The following is a 14,129-nucleotide window of genomic DNA, read 5'->3' on the forward strand; positions in this document are numbered from 1 at the left end:
CTGACGGTATAAAGCGCCGGAACACACAAAGCCGCCCTATAACCAACCTTTCCTGCGGGATTTTGATGGCGAGAGACACCAGCGCGACCGACCGCCGCCTGCTTGCGCTTTTGCAGATGAATGCCCGGGAATCCGTGGCCGCGCTCGCGCGCAAGCTGGGTATAGCCCGCACCACGGTTCAGGAGCGGATCTCGCGAATGGAGCGCGACGGCATCATCGCCGGATACTCTGTACAGATGCGGCGTGATCCGTTCGATTTGTTCGCCGAGGCGTTGGCTCTTGTGACCGTTACCAACCGCAAGACCAAGTCCGTGACCGATCAGTTGCGCCAATTACCTGAAATCGTGCAATGCCAGGTCGTGAGCGGCGACTTCGAACTCGTCTGCCGGATTCGGGTCGCGCATCTTGAAGATGTGCACCCGGTCCTCGAGGAGATCGAGGAGATCCCGGGCGTTGAACGCGTCCGCTCGATCATGGTTCTGCGGACCGCCTTCGACCATACCCAGAGCCTCAGCGGACCGACCTCCGCTGCCGCGCTGGATCGCGGCGAACTGGGCTGACTCCACGCTCCACCGTCTCTACATACGTCGACAACGTGCAATCGCGCGGTCTCACCTTGCGCCATTCGAATTGATCGTCACTTAGACAAAAAAATACGTCAATATGACGGATTGCGCGGCAAGACCCGCGCTATCCCCGCTATTTCCCGTCAATCCTCTGCTGCATAAGCGGTGGTGTGATTGACGGAGAACATGATGCAGGACCGGGGCGGAGCAGGACGTGAAGTCACGGTGATCGGCGCGGGCATAATCGGGGTTTGCTGTGCGCTCTGGCTGCAGCGCGCGGGCTTTGACGTGACGATCGTCGACAAGAACGAGCCCGGCAACGGAACGTCCTTCGGCAACACAGCGATGATCACCCCAAGTCAGGTCGTTCCGCAGTCCATGCCCGGGCTGTGGAAAGACCTCCCGCGCTGGCTGATGAGCAGCCGGAGTCCTCTGAAAATTCGGCCGGGTTACCTGCCGATGATCGCGCCATGGCTTTGGGAGTTTCACAGGGCAGCGACGGTCGAGAATGCCATCCGAGTCCATCGCTCTCTCCGCGCCCTCCATGGCGGAACGTTTAACCTTTACGCGGAGCTTTCGCGCAGTACCCCGGCGGAGAACTTCTTCGAGATGTGCGGGCACATGCACCTGACCGTACAGGGAGCCAAGTCGCGAAGCTCGGAACTCGCTGGCCTCATGCGCGAGGCCGCCGGCGTCGTGATCGAGCCGCTGTCCCAGGACGACATCCGCGCATTGGAACCCAGGCTCGCACCGATCTTCAAGAGCGGTGTCCTGATGCCGGGCAGCGGCCGGTGCCGGAACCCGCACCGGCTTGTGCAGATCTTTGCCCAGGAAGCCGTCCGCAATGGAGCGCGTTTCATCAAAGCGGATGTCAACGGGATCTCGGTGGAGAACGGGCGCTGCGTATCGATCGACATCGATGGCACCAGGACCCCGGTTCAGCGCATTGTCGTGGCCGCCGGAATGGGATCCCGTGCCCTGACGGGCAAATTGGGGATCAAGGTTCCGCTCGATACCGAGCGCGGATATCACGTGACTGTCCCCGATCCCGGTTTCCGGCCGGAACGACAGGTGATCGTGCGGGAATGGGGGATCGGCGTCGGGCCGATCGATGATGCGCTGCGCGGCGCCGGAACCGTCGAGTTCTGCAGCGTCAACGCCAAGCCAAACTGGAAACGTGCCAACAACCTCTTGAAGCGCATGAAGGAAATCTACCCTTCGGTGAACACCGAAGGCGCGACTTTGTGGAAGGGGGATCGGCCGAGTATCTCGGATGGTCTACCAGTTCTCGGACGGCCCGCGCGTTACCAGAACGTATATTGCGCGTTCGGAAACGCGCAGCACGGAATGACTGCGGGGCCGATGATGGGCAAGCTCGTTGCCGAGATCGTCTCTGGACAGGCCACCTCCATCGACGTCGCACCGCTCAGCCCCGATCGGTTCTAGAGCATTTTCGAGCGAAGTGGGCACCGGTTCGCGTGAAGGAAGTGCGTAGAATCAAAAGCCTAGATCATTTCCGGTGAATCGGAGTTCACCGGAAATGCTCCAGTCGCTGCTTTCAGCGCGGCGCGAGCGGTTCATCGCCCCGTTCCGCGATACATCCTGTATCTCCACCGTCAATCGGCGGTCTCGATCAACGGATGTCGCCACTTTCGGCGACCTTTCCAAACGGGGAACGGCGCGGTGTCATTTGAAATTCGCTACCTGTCGGCGCCCGTCCTCGAGGACTTGACGCCCACTGCGGACGAGGCCATCGCCGCGATCGAGCTGTTTTATGCCCTGAAGGCCCGCGGCCAGGTCTGCCTTCAGCCGAAACTCACCCTGACACTGGGACCGGACCATTTGTTCCAGTCGCTCTGCTGCGCCGCGACCGAGCCGGCCTTCGCCATTTGCAAGTGGATCGGGGTACAAGGCAAGAATGCTGCCTCCGGGCTGCCCAATGTCAACGGTCTCGCCATTCTGAGCGACGCGGAGACCGGGCTACCCTGCGCGCTCATCGACGCGGCCGAGTTGACCGCGGTCCGAACCGCGGCGACATCGCTCTATGCCGCGCGCCACCTCGCCCCGGCGGATGCCCGCAGCATTGCCTTTGTCGGCACGGGTGTTCAGGCGCAATCCCACCTCACCCTCTTTGCCCAGGCCTTCCCGGAACTTCGCGAGGTGCGTATCCTCTCCGGTCATCGCGGAGGCGAAGCGCTTGCCGGCCAAGCCGAGGTAATGGGCCTGCAGCCGGTTCTGCTGGATCAGGGTCGGCTCGTGCTCGACGGAGCCGACATCGTGATCTCGAGTGTCCCTGCGCGCGGGGGGCCACCGTTTCTCGACGTAGACTGGCTGAAACCGGACTGCTTCGTCAGCGCCGTCGATCTTGCGCGAAGCTGGTATCCGGCGTCGCTATCGCACTTTGCGCTGCTGGCGACGGACGATCATGGCAACAGCGCCGAGCAGCAGGCACAGGGGATCATGCCCCGGATCGGACAATTCCACGTGGATCTCTCGGAGCTTGCCAGCGGAGAGTTTGGCGGCACCGCGCGAGGCGGCAAGCGCTCGGCGTTCATCTTCTCGGGCTTTGCCCTGTCGGACCTGGCGCTCTCGGTCTTCTTTTTCGATCTCGATCGGAAGCGGAACGTCGGCAGGCCGCTTTCATCCACCCTGTCCCCGGATCGCTGAAGAGCGGCCGGCGCCACGACCCAAGGAGGCAACATGCTCAAACGATTTCACACAGGCGATCTGGTCAGCCGAATGGTTTCCCACAATGGCGTTGTCCATCTCAGTGGCCTGACCTCACGGGATACGAAGAAGGGGCTGGCGGACCAGACGCGTGAGGTGCTGGAGCGGATCGAGGAGGCCCTTGCAGAGGCCGGCTCGGACAAAAGCCGCATCCTGACCGCGACGATCTGGTTGGCCGATTTCAAGGACAAGGAAGAGATGAACGCGATCTGGCGCAACTGGCTGCCTGCTGGCGCGGCACCTGCGCGGGCTGCGATGGAGGTGGAGCTGGGCGAGGGCATCTTGGTCGAGATCATGGTCCAGGCGGCCTGCGACTAGGTCCGATCGGCGTCATCGGCCTCTAACCGCAGCACGGGATCTCGGGGGCCGCCACCATCGTCCGTTCGGCCAGCCATTCATTGTGCTTTTTGCCGGGCCTTGAGGGTGTGCCCGCCGGCGCGCGCGACGAAGCGGCGGGATACGGATTTCCCGATCCGAAAGCGCATCCGCGGCGGGTAACTGCATTTATCGAATTTTTGGAGGGACCTTTGGAAAGGCTGGGATTTATCGGCCTCGGCATCATGGGCCGGCCCATGGCAGAGCGCCTGATCGAGGCTGGCCACACAGTGGCCTTGTATTCGCGCAGTGGTGTTCCTGAGGCCCTGGTGGCGGCAGGAGGCCATGCCTGCTCGACCCCGTGGGAGGTGGCGGCCGCTTCTGACGTCGTCTTCGTGATGGTGCCGGACACGCCCGATGTCGAAGAGGTCCTCTTCGGCCCCGATGGGGTGGCTAAAGGATTGGTCCCCGGATCGATCGTGATCGACATGAGTTCGATTTCCCCGCTCGCGACAAAAGACTTCGCGCACAGGATCAACGATCTCGGATGCGACTATATCGACGCCCCCGTGTCCGGCGGGGAGGTCGGCGCAAAGGCGGGCACACTTTCGATTATGTGTGGCGGCCCGACGGCGGCATTCAAGCGGGTGAAACCCCTGCTCGACCTGCTCGGACGCAACATCACCCTCGTCGGCGGCAATGGCGACGGGCAGACCTGCAAGGTTGCGAACCAGATCATCGTCGCGCTCTGCATCGAGGCGGTGGCGGAAGGACTCCTTTACGCGAAGAAGGCTGGCGCGGATCCGGCGATGGTCCGAAGCGCGCTGTTGGGAGGCTTCGCCTCGTCGAAAGTTCTTGAAGTCCACGGGGAACGGATGATCTCCCGGAACTTCGCGCCCGGCTTCCGGATCAAGCTTCACCAGAAGGACCTTCGGAATGCGCTCGACAACGCGGAGGCCCTCGCCCTGGACCTGCCCCATCTCGCCAGCGTGATGGCACTCTTCAACACCTGCGCCGAGCAGCACGGCGGCGACCTCGACCATTCCGCGCTGTTTCTCGAACTCGAGGGCCGGGTCAGGCCATCCATCGCATGACCCCCGGCCTCGACAGCCGGGCCGCGTCGGCAAGCGAGGCCCCGGGTCGGCCCCAAAACTCGGGTCTGCTCCAAACTCTGAAGGCGGCCCGCCCAACGACTTATTCGCCATGACATGAAGGAACTGTCCCGGTGACCGTAAAGATCGTCGCCCTGCTCACCGCCCGCCCGGGCCAGGCCCCGGCGCTTGAGGCGCTTCTCATTGGTATGGCGCCCGCTTGCCGCGCCGAGCCCGGCAATCTCGCCTGGGAGATCTGGCGCGACAGGGCTCAGCCAGGGCGCTTCGTGCTGAACGAGCTTTACCGTGATGACTCGGGCGTGGCGGCCCATCGCCAAACCCCGCATTTCCAGGCCTATCTCGCCCGCATCGGCGAACTGGCAGAACGCGAGTCGCTGATTCTAGACCCTGTTGGGTTGTAAATGCCGGGCGACAATACGCGGGTTGATGGAGACTTCGGTCGGAGGACGGCCCCGACCGATCACGAGATCCTGACGTAGCTCCTCCACGCCGTCGTCCCTCTGCCTATCTCGAGACGGCACTTTCCCACCCCCACCTCTTCGCCATCGGTGCGTGTTTGGGGCGGAACGCGCAGCATTGTCGCCCAATGGATATCGGAAGCGCGCGAACTGTGAAGCCGTGGACCGGAGGGCTGCGCTTACTACGCCTCAGCATCGGACTCGAAAGCATAGATGACCAAAGAATGGGCATGAGCGCTTTCTAAGTTGATCATCCGCCAATATTTAGGAAGCCGACTAGCTTGTGAATAATAAGGAAATAGACCTAGCGGGGGAGATTTACGCTAAACGTGCGGTCGTGCATGAGGAGCTCGCCCTGGGGCAACCCGATCTACCCAAAATTATGTTCTAACAGAGGCCCCGGAAGCCGATCTCAGTGCGTCATTCACTACACATGCGATAATTCGGTGAAACGCCGCTACGTCGCTGCCAGCCTCTCCATGAAAGTGCAGTCCGCCTTGCGTCATCGCAGTAGCCCTTCGAGCACATGAGCCCCTCTATCTGATATTGCGCATGGCACGTGGCGAGCGACACGACGTCTTTTTGCCTGGGCGGACTTTGGCTAATTCCCTAAAAGCAGACATGTCAGCGAGAGTCGAAGCTCAGCTCGTAACGTGCGGCAAGGCCTTCACGCCCTTCAGATGCAGCCGCATCTTGATGTCCTGATTGTAGTTCCCAAAGCCGCGCCCGAAAATATTGACGCCTCCCGGCCGCCCTTCCCGTTCATCGATACCGATGCGCAAGCGGATCGAATGGTGGCGATCCAGGTCCAGATCGCCCAGCGCGACGTCGCCCAGTCGGCGCTCGCCGAGGAACGTGCCCTCGGAGGTAATGCGCCATGTCGTCAGGATGCCATACTGGGACCCTTCGAGCTTCCACCAGGGCGGCGTGTAAGTCCCGCGCCGATCGCCATAGTCGCCAGGGCAGGTCCAGGTGCCGACTTTATGCCCGTTTACCCAGAGGCTGATGTCGGACGGCCAGTCGGCATTGGTTCCCGGCACCTCCGACGACATCTCCATCTCGAGTTCGAGGGCAGCGATCGTCCGGTTCAGCACCTTCGCGTTGTTCGGAAACTTGTACTCGACATAGCCGCGGCCGAACCAGATCAGCGCCGCCTGGACCCGGCGCGGATCGAGGAAGAGCTCGGGCACGTCGAGCACACCGAGAATCCGCTGGGTCGAGCAGAGGCCACAAGGCGCCGAGACATTCGAGCTCGTATAGAGCCCGAGCGGCATCTCGACCTCGACGATGTTGTTCTCGCGGCTCGGATCCTCCGGGTCGAGATTGACGATGATCTCGGAATAACGCGCGGCACAGATCTTCTGCTGGCCCTTGGCGGCCTTGCCGAGCGATGTCGAGATTAGCTCGGCCTCTTCCAGAACCTGAACATTGGTCGCGATCGTCGACTGCGGCAGGTCCAGCGCCTCGGCGATCTGGTTGATATTCTTCGGACCGTGCCGGTTGAGCAGCTTCAGGATGCGAAGCCTGACCGGGGAGGCCAGACCGCGCAGCACCTGATATTGCCGCCCGGCATCGACGACGAGGAAACCCTGGCCCTGTTGACCCTGCGCCCGTGACGCAGCGCCGTCGCCGTTGCGGCGGCGCCCACGAGTTGAAGCTGTCAGGCTCTGGTCCATCGTTGCGGCTGCCGTTCTATCAGCTTTCGAGCCGGATTACATTCCACGAAGCCGGCTGCAATTCCAGAGCGATCCTATCCGATTTCGTGGATACACCCTTCAGCGTCACCGGTTCGACCTTGAGCGGTTCCTGCTTGCTGTTGACGGCCTTGAGATCGGCATGGCGCAGCTCCGTCGCCTCCGCGACCTTGAGCTCGCCGAAGCCGCGTGCATCGAGCGCCACGGTGACGGGCTGTTCCAGGTCGCGGTTGAGCAGGAAGAGCGAGACGCCCTTGTCGTCGGCGACCACCGAGGCCTTCAGATAGGGCGCCTCGATCGGATAGTAGAGGTCCTGCTTGCCGCGCGGATCGTAATAGTCGGCCCGGTAGCTCTCGGACTTGACCAGCGCCCTCAGCACGCTGCCGCGTCCGAGCCGGCTCATCTGGGCGAAGGGCCAGAAGATCGTCTGCCGCCAGGCCGGGCCGCCGGTCTCGGTCATGATCGGCGCGATGACGTTGACCAATTGCGCGAGACAGGCGGCCTTGACGCGGTCAGCATGGTTGAGAAGCGAGATGCAGGCACCACCGAAGACGAGCGCATCCTCCATCGAGTAGATTTCCTCCAGGATTGGCGGCGCGACCGGCCAGCCTTCCTTGACGCGGTCCGCCCTGACCCGTCGCGTCCGGTACCAGACGTTCCATTCGTCGAAGCTCAGCATGATCCGCTTGTCGGAGCGCCGGCGCGCCGCGACGGCGTCGGAGATCGCGACCACCTCCTCGATGAACTGGTCCATCAGGTCCGGGCTGGCCAGGAAGGCCCTGGTGTCGGCGGCGTAGTTGTTGAAGTAGGTGTGAAGCGAGATGAACTCGACCTGGTCGAAGGTGTGCTCCAGCACCTCGTCTTCCCAGCGGCCATAGGTCGGCATGTTGCGGCCTGAGGAACCGCAGGCCGCGAGCTCGATCGACGGATCGATCCAGCGCATCATCTTAGCCGCTTCATGCGCGACGCGGCCATATTCGGTCGCGGTCTTGTGTTCCATCTGCCAAGGCCCGTCCACCTCGTTGCCGAGGCACCAGAACTTGATGTCGTGCGGTTTCTCCCAGCCGTGCCTGATGCGAAGATCCGACCAGGCGGTGCCGCCGGGATGGTTGCAGTACTCGACGAGATTGCGGGCTGCGTCACCGTCGCGCGTGCCGAGGTTGACGGCGAACATGGGCTCGATGTTCGCCGCCCGGCACCAGTCGACGAATTCGTTGGTGCCGAAGGTATTCGGCTCGGTGGTGAACCAGGCAAGGTCGAGCCTGGCGGGGCGATCCTTGACCGGGCCGACGCCGTCCTCCCAGTTGTAGCCCGAGACGAAATTGCCTCCGGGATAGCGCATGATCGTCGGACCGAGCTCCTTGACGAGATCGAGCACGTCCTTGCGGAAGCCGCGCTTGTCGGCAGTGGGGTGGTCCGGCTCGTAGATGCCGCCATAGACGCAGCGGCCGAGATGCTCGACGAAGGCGCCGAAGAGCCGGGGATCGGTGTCGCCGATGGCGAAGGCGCGGTCGAAGGTGATGCTGGCTTGTCTCATCGCGTGGCTCCGGAGGCTGAAACGGCTTTCGGTGCATGCCCACCGCGGAAAGCGCCTGCGCTGTCGGGCGTGAGCACGGCGTCGCGGAGCTGGCGGGAATAGGGATGCGTCGGATTGGAGAGCACGGCGCGCGCCGGCCCCTCTTCGACCACGACGCCCTTCTGCATGATGATCAGCCGGTCGCTGATGTAGTAGGCGGTGGCGAGGTCGTGGGTGATGTAGATGATCGACAGGCCAAGCTCGTCGCGCAGCTGCCCGAACAGGTTGACGATCGACATGCGCAGGGAGGCGTCGACCATCGAGACCGGCTCGTCAGCGACGATTAGCCGGGGTCTGGCGACGAGCGCGCGAGCGATCGCGACACGCTGGAGCTGCCCGCCGGAGAGCTCGTGAGGAAACCGCCCGGCGATCTCCCCTAGCGACAATCCGACCTGCTTCAGCGCCTTGTCGGCCTGGTGCTTGGCGTCTCGGCGGCCCGCTGCCTTGCCGAAGCGCTCCGCCGTCATGAACAAGTAGCGGTCGAGCTGCTTCAGCGGGTTGAACGCCTCGAACGGGTTCTGGAATATCGGCTGCACCCTGGCCATGAAGGCGCCCCGCTCATAGCCGGCGACATCCCGCCCAGCCAGCGCGATCCGGCCGGAGCTCGGCGCATGGATGCCGAGGATCATGCGCGCCAGGGTCGACTTCCCCGAACCGGACTCGCCGATCACCGTGAAGATCTCCGGCGTCTCGTCCTTGAGCGCGAAGCTGACCTCCCTCACCGCGTCGACGCGCCGCGTCGAGAACAGCCCGCCCCGTGAGAAGCTCTTGCTGACCTTGTCGAGTTCGAGGAGCGCGCTCATGCCGCTGCTCCCGGATTGACCGCGTGGCAGGCGACGCGATGGCCGACTAGCGTCTCGACCATCGCCGGCACGGCTACGGCGCAGACCGGCATGGCGAGCGGGCAGCGCGGGTGGAAACGGCAGCCCGATGGCGGGGCCGCGAGATTGGGCGGGGTCCCCTCCAGCCCCTCGCGCTGCTTGACGTCGCCGATGCGCGGCAGGCTCGCGATCAGGTGCCGCGTATAGGGATGAAGCGGCCGCTCGAATATCTCCGGCGTCGCACCGTCCTCGACCAGGCGGCCCGCATACATGATGCCGAGCCGGTCAGTCAGCGCTGCGTGGACGCCCATGTCATGCGTGATGAACAGGACGCTCGATCCCATCTCCTGCTGGATCGAGCGGATCATGCCCAGCACGTCCTTCTGCACGATCACGTCGAGCGCGGTCGTCGGCTCGTCGGCGATGACGAATTCCGGCTTGCAGATCGTCGCCAGCGCGATGGTGACGCGCTGGCGCATGCCGCCGGAGAGCTCGTGCGGATAGGCCGCCAGCACGGAAGGGTCGAGCTTGACCCGCTCCAGATGCGCGGCCGCCCTGGCGTCGAACTCGCTCTTGCTGCCGCCGAGATGTCGCCAGGCGAAATCACGGAAGCTGTGCCTGATCCGCCGAAGCGGGTTCAGCACGTTCATCGAGCCCTGCATGATGTAGGACAGGTGCCGCCAGCGGATGCGGCGGACCACGTCGGGCGGCGCGCGCCCGACCGCGTCCCAGTCCGGCAGGAAGGAGAAACGGGCCGAGCCGCCGACCATCTCCAACGGCGGCTTCAGCAGACCTGCGATGGTTTTGACCAGCGTGGTCTTGCCGGAGCTGGATTCGCCGGCAAGGCCGTAGATCTCGTTGCGACGGACGTCGAAATCGACGCCGTCCACCGCCCTGACCTCGCGATGCACTCCGAAGTAGCGGGTGCGGAAATGGGCTTGCAGATCGCGCACCTGCAGCACCGGTACCTGCTCGGCCGCCTCGCTCATCCGCCGCCTCCCATCCGCGCCAGCCGGCTGCGCGGGTCGATGTACTCGTTCATCGACACGGCGAGCAGGAAGAGCCCGACGAAGGTCATCACCACCAGCGCGACCGGGAAGGCGATCCACCACCAGATGCCGGCGACCAGCGCCGTATGCTGGTTCGCCCAGTAGATCATCCCGCCGATCGTCGGCGCGTTGATGTCGGTGAAGCCGAGGACGGCGAGGGTGACCTCGATGCCGATCGACCAGTTCATGTTGTTCATCGTGGTCGAGAACACGATCGGCAGCACATAGGGCAGGTGCTCGCGGGCCAGGATCTCGCGCGTCTTCATGCCCGAGAAGATGCTGGTCTGGGTGAATTCGCGGGTCTTCAGCGACAGCGCGACCGAGCGGATCAGGCGGGCGTCATAGGCCCAGCCGAGGCAGGCCATGATCGTCGCGAGCAGCGGCGTCGACATCGAGTCGCGCAGGACGAAGTAAAACAGGATCAGGATCGGAAAGAGCGGGATGATGATGAAGGTGTCGTTGATCGACATCAGTACCCGATCGACCCAGCCGCCGCTGTAACCCGCGAGCAGACCGACCACGAGCGCGATGATCCGCGACAGCACCGCCACCATGATGCCGAAGCTCAGCGTGTTGCGGATGGCGAAGGTGAGCTGCCAGAACACGTCCTGCCCGCGGGAGGTCGTCCCCAGCCAATAGGCGGCGGAGGGCGGCACGTCGGGCGGCACGACATAGACATCGCCCGGTGGATAGGGCGAGACGAAGGATAGCCCTGCCATCACGACGACGATGGAGACGAGGACGAGCCCGATCCTGAATTCGAGGTTGTAGCGGAGGAGGTCGCGCAGGATCGCCAGCATCAGCGCAGCTCCACGCGCGGATCGATCAGCGGATAGAGCAGGTCGATGACGAGAACGCCGACCGAGACCGCGATGATCGAGACGGTGGTGACGCCGAGAACGAGCCCATAATCGCCGGCATAGACCGCATCGACCAGGAGCGTGCCGACGCCGGGATAGCCGAACACCTTCTCGGTGATCACCGCGCCGTTGAAGATGCCGCCGAGCGACATGGCGAGCCCGGTGACCTGCGGCGCCAGCGCGTTGCGCATGACGTAGGAGCCGAGCACCCGGCGGCTGTCGAGCCCGGCGATCTCGGCATAGACGACATAGTCCTCGGTCACGACGTTCGAGACCAACGAGCGCATGCCGAGGAACCAGCTGCCGAGGCCGATCAGGATAAGCGACAGTGCCGGCAGGATCGAGTGCAGCAAGACGCTTGATACGAACGGCCAGTTCCAGCCCTGCTGCAGGTTCATCGCCGAGCCGCCGGTAATTGGCAGTACCGGCCATAGGAAGCCAAAGACGATCAACAGCAGCAGCGCGACGATGTAGTAAGGGATCGGGTGGACGCCCATCGCGACCACGCCCATCAGCTTCAGCATACGATTGCGCTGGTAGTAGCCGGCGAGCCCGCCGAGCAGGTTGCCCAGCACCCAGGTGATCATCGTCGAGACGATCAGCAGCCCGGCGGTCCAGGGCAGAGCCCGGCCGATCAGCGCCGAGACGGGTGTCGGGAAGGCGGAGAGCGACGGCCCGAAATCGCCGCGCAGCACCCGGCTCCAGAAGGTGAGGTACTGCTCGCCGAGGGTTCCCGTGAGCCCGTAGAGCTCCTGCAGCGAGGTGCGCATCGCCGCGATCGCCTCCGGGGCCGTGCTGCCGAAGGAGGTCACCGCCGAGATCGATTGCTCAACCGGATCGATCGGCGAGGCATGCGTGATCACGAAGGCCAGATTAACGCCGATGAAGACCACCAGGGCGAACTGGACCAGGCGTTTCGCGAGATAGGCTGGGTACGCGCTCATGCGATCCTGAAAGCTGCGCCTTGCCGAGGGCGGTGCGGCGCCGCCGGCTGGCGTTTGTCCTGGGAGGGAGGAGAGCTGCCGCGCGGAGCGGCAGCTCCGTTCAGTTCGCTGGCTTCAGGCGCACGAACATGTAGCGGGAATTGCCCCAGTTCGTGACCGGATTGGCGTAGGGGTCGTCGGCGGTCGGGTAGCCCTTCCAATAGGTCTGATCCATCGCCGTGAAGACGTTGTAGGCCATCAGCGGGATGATCGGCATCTCGCTGGTCATCAGCTTGACGTAGTCGCGGCCGAGCTCGACGCCCTTGGGATCGTCGAAGCCGATCTTGCGGATGTCCTCGATGATCTTGTCGAGTTGGGGATGCGACCAGCGCTGCCAGTTGCGCAAGGGCTGCGGCTGCCCGGGCTGGGCGACGAACTGCGAGTGCCAGCTGTCCATAAAGTAGGACAGGTCCTGGTGCCCGCCCCAGGTCTCGACGCTCCAGCCGATGAAGGCGTCGAAGTCGCCGGCGGCGCGACGGGTCAGCAGCGTGCCCTGCGCTACGTCGATACGCGCATCGATGCCGGCCTGCTTCCATTGCTGCACGATCATCGTGCCGGCCCGCGTCATCACGGGCCTGAGATCGCCCTCGACCATCAGCCTGACCACGAAAGGCTTGCCGTCCGGCGTTAGCCACTGGTTACCCTGCTTGCGGAAGCCTGCGCGGGTCAGCAATTCACCCGCCGCCGCGACATTGGGCTTCCACCAGCCGAGGCCGAAGGAATTGGCGATCACCGCCGGGTCGGACGGGATCTGGTCGCCCATCGACGGGCGCAGCATGTCGGCGATCTGTTTGCCGACGGTCGGATCGTAGGGCTTGATTTTGCTCTTGCCGGTGTCGATCTCGAAATCCTTGAGCCAGGCCTCCATCGGCTTGTGGTAGGCCTCGGGATGGATGCCGGTCGGCGGCACCGCTATCGCCGAGATGGTCGCGGCGCCGCGATAGGCCGCCATCGTCACCGCCTTGACGTCGATCATCAGCGCCAGCGCCCAGCGCACGTCGCGGTTCTTCAGATACTCGTTTTGGGTGTTGAAGATCACCGCCGGCAGGGTCGGATCGGGATGGCCGTAGGGGAAGCCCTTGAACCAGGCGCGCGTGCCCTTGTCCTGCTTCGCCAGCGTGAACATGCCCTCCGGCGCGATGTCGTGGATGACGTCGAGCTCATGGTTGAGCTGGGCGATGACACGCTTGTCGGGCGGGCCGGGGTCGATATAGGCGAGATACTTCGGTCCCGGCTTGCCATGGCGGCCGAGCGAGGTGCGCTGCCAGTCGTCGCGCAGCTGCCAGATGTACCATTTCCCGTCGGGATCGAAGGAGTGCAGCGTATAGGCGCCGAGCGAGATCGGCTTGTTGAAGTCGAACTTGGCGGGGTCCTCGACCTTCTCGAAGACATGCTTCGGCAGGATCCAGATCGCGCCCCAGCGCACGGTGAAATTGGTGTGGAAGCGCGAGTTCGGCTTCTTCAGCTTGAAGATCACCGTCTCGGCATCGGGCGTCTCGACGGAGGCGACATTGTTGGCCAGCACCGCCGAGAATCGCATGCCGGGGTTCTTGATCTGGGTATCGACCGTCGCCTTGACGTCGGCGGAGGTGAACTCGACGCCGTCACTCCAGAATAGGCCGCGCCGGAGCTTGACCTGCATCTCGGTGAAGTCGGCATTGTAGACCGGCTTGTCGGCGGCGAGCGAATTGTCCCAGGCGCCATCGAGCCCCTTCTCGGGATCGATGTACCAGAGCGTGTCGAGCGCAGCTTGCTGCAGCCCGTTCGACTGGCTGCCGGCGTTGATCGCCCAGATGTTGAACCAGCCGGCGTTTTTGATCGTCCCTTCCGGATTCTCGAGGATCAGGAGCTCTTTGCGGGGAATGTTCTGTGGAATGCCCTGCGCTGTGGCCGGCACGGGCGAGAGCAACATCGTCGCAGCCGGAATTGCGGCGGCAAGCAGCCAGGCGCGTAAACGCGTCATCGTCA

The 14,129-nt window shown here is 63.8% G+C and carries 13 protein-coding genes; 6 read left to right on the forward strand and 7 right to left on the reverse strand.

Annotated elements, in window-relative coordinates; all coding sequences use genetic code 11:
* Positions 1–65 precede the first annotated feature (65 nt).
* From KIO74_RS07625 to KIO74_RS07650, 6 genes are all read left to right on the forward strand, one after another.
* Positions 66–560, forward strand: coding sequence for an Lrp/AsnC family transcriptional regulator (locus tag KIO74_RS07625; RefSeq protein ID WP_213331442.1), 495 nt, complete (start codon positions 66–68; stop codon positions 558–560).
* Between the two features lie 192 nt (positions 561–752).
* A complete protein-coding gene (locus KIO74_RS07630; RefSeq protein WP_213331443.1) occupies positions 753–2,012 on the forward strand; it encodes an NAD(P)/FAD-dependent oxidoreductase in 1,260 nt (419 codons plus the stop codon).
* Positions 2,013–2,249: 237 nt separating this feature from the next.
* Positions 2,250–3,233: an ornithine cyclodeaminase family protein gene (locus KIO74_RS07635; RefSeq protein WP_213331444.1), complete on the forward strand. Its 984-nt coding sequence runs from the start codon at positions 2,250–2,252 to the stop codon at positions 3,231–3,233.
* A 33-nt stretch (positions 3,234–3,266) separates the two neighbouring features.
* A complete protein-coding gene (locus KIO74_RS07640; RefSeq protein ID WP_213331445.1) occupies positions 3,267–3,611 on the forward strand; it encodes a RidA family protein in 345 nt (114 codons plus the stop codon).
* A gap of 209 nt (positions 3,612–3,820) precedes the next feature.
* On the forward strand, positions 3,821–4,702 hold the full coding sequence (locus tag KIO74_RS07645) for a 2-hydroxy-3-oxopropionate reductase (protein ID WP_213334544.1): 882 nt from the start codon (positions 3,821–3,823) through the stop codon (positions 4,700–4,702).
* 131 nt (positions 4,703–4,833) lie between these two features.
* Positions 4,834–5,121, forward strand: a complete 288-nt coding sequence (locus KIO74_RS07650) for a putative quinol monooxygenase (protein ID WP_213331446.1) — start codon at positions 4,834–4,836, stop codon at positions 5,119–5,121.
* 698 nt (positions 5,122–5,819) lie between these two features.
* Here KIO74_RS07650 and KIO74_RS07655 read toward each other — a convergent pair.
* The 7 genes from KIO74_RS07655 to KIO74_RS07685 form a co-directional block, all read right to left on the reverse strand.
* Positions 5,820–6,854, reverse strand: coding sequence for an ArsR/SmtB family transcription factor (locus tag KIO74_RS07655; protein ID WP_213331447.1), 1,035 nt, complete (start codon positions 6,852–6,854; stop codon positions 5,820–5,822).
* Positions 6,855–6,873: 19 nt separating this feature from the next.
* The gene (arfA, locus tag KIO74_RS07660; protein WP_213331448.1) at positions 6,874–8,409 is read right to left on the reverse strand and encodes an arabinosylfuranosidase ArfA; all 1,536 of its coding nucleotides are present in this window, start codon (positions 8,407–8,409) and stop codon (positions 6,874–6,876) included.
* The gene (locus KIO74_RS07665; RefSeq protein ID WP_213331449.1) at positions 8,406–9,251 is read right to left on the reverse strand and encodes an ABC transporter ATP-binding protein; all 846 of its coding nucleotides are present in this window, start codon (positions 9,249–9,251) and stop codon (positions 8,406–8,408) included. Before KIO74_RS07665 ends, arfA begins: the two co-directional genes overlap by 4 nt.
* Entirely contained in the window at positions 9,248–10,258 is a 1,011-nt protein-coding gene (locus tag KIO74_RS07670) for an ABC transporter ATP-binding protein (protein WP_213331450.1), read from the reverse strand. Before KIO74_RS07670 ends, KIO74_RS07665 begins: the two co-directional genes overlap by 4 nt.
* On the reverse strand, positions 10,255–11,118 hold the full coding sequence (locus KIO74_RS07675; protein WP_213331451.1) for an ABC transporter permease: 864 nt from the start codon (positions 11,116–11,118) through the stop codon (positions 10,255–10,257). Before KIO74_RS07675 ends, KIO74_RS07670 begins: the two co-directional genes overlap by 4 nt.
* Entirely contained in the window at positions 11,118–12,122 is a 1,005-nt protein-coding gene (locus tag KIO74_RS07680; RefSeq protein WP_213331452.1) for an ABC transporter permease, read from the reverse strand. The genes KIO74_RS07675 and KIO74_RS07680 overlap by 1 nt, the downstream gene beginning before the upstream one ends.
* Positions 12,123–12,222: 100 nt before the next feature.
* Positions 12,223–14,073 (reverse strand): ABC transporter substrate-binding protein, encoded by a 1,851-nt coding sequence (locus KIO74_RS07685; RefSeq protein WP_213334547.1) that lies wholly within the window; start codon positions 14,071–14,073, stop codon positions 12,223–12,225.
* Positions 14,074–14,129 lie beyond the last annotated feature (56 nt).

Origin of the sequence: Chelatococcus sp. HY11 (genome assembly GCF_018398335.1) — a bacterium.
GTDB lineage: Bacteria > Pseudomonadota > Alphaproteobacteria > Rhizobiales > Beijerinckiaceae > Chelatococcus.

Bases quoted from the DNA above. Each gene is read 5' to 3' on its own strand.
- KIO74_RS07625 (WP_213331442.1), top strand. From the start codon at position 66: ATGGCGAGAGACACCAGCGCGACCGACCGCCGCCTGCTTGCGCTTTTG.
- KIO74_RS07630 (WP_213331443.1), top strand. From the start codon at position 753: ATGATGCAGGACCGGGGCGGAGCAGGACGTGAAGTCACGGTGATCGGC.
- KIO74_RS07640 (WP_213331445.1), top strand. From the start codon at position 3,267: ATGCTCAAACGATTTCACACAGGCGATCTGGTCAGCCGAATGGTTTCC.
- KIO74_RS07655 (WP_213331447.1), bottom strand. From the start codon at position 6,854: ATGGACCAGAGCCTGACAGCTTCAACTCGTGGGCGCCGCCGCAACGGC.
- arfA (WP_213331448.1), bottom strand. From the start codon at position 8,409: ATGAGACAAGCCAGCATCACCTTCGACCGCGCCTTCGCCATCGGCGAC.
- KIO74_RS07665 (WP_213331449.1), bottom strand. From the start codon at position 9,251: ATGAGCGCGCTCCTCGAACTCGACAAGGTCAGCAAGAGCTTCTCACGG.
- KIO74_RS07670 (WP_213331450.1), bottom strand. From the start codon at position 10,258: ATGAGCGAGGCGGCCGAGCAGGTACCGGTGCTGCAGGTGCGCGATCTG.
- KIO74_RS07675 (WP_213331451.1), bottom strand. From the start codon at position 11,118: ATGCTGGCGATCCTGCGCGACCTCCTCCGCTACAACCTCGAATTCAGG.
- KIO74_RS07680 (WP_213331452.1), bottom strand. From the start codon at position 12,122: ATGAGCGCGTACCCAGCCTATCTCGCGAAACGCCTGGTCCAGTTCGCC.
- KIO74_RS07685 (WP_213334547.1), bottom strand. From the start codon at position 14,073: ATGTTGCTCTCGCCCGTGCCGGCCACAGCGCAGGGCATTCCACAGAAC.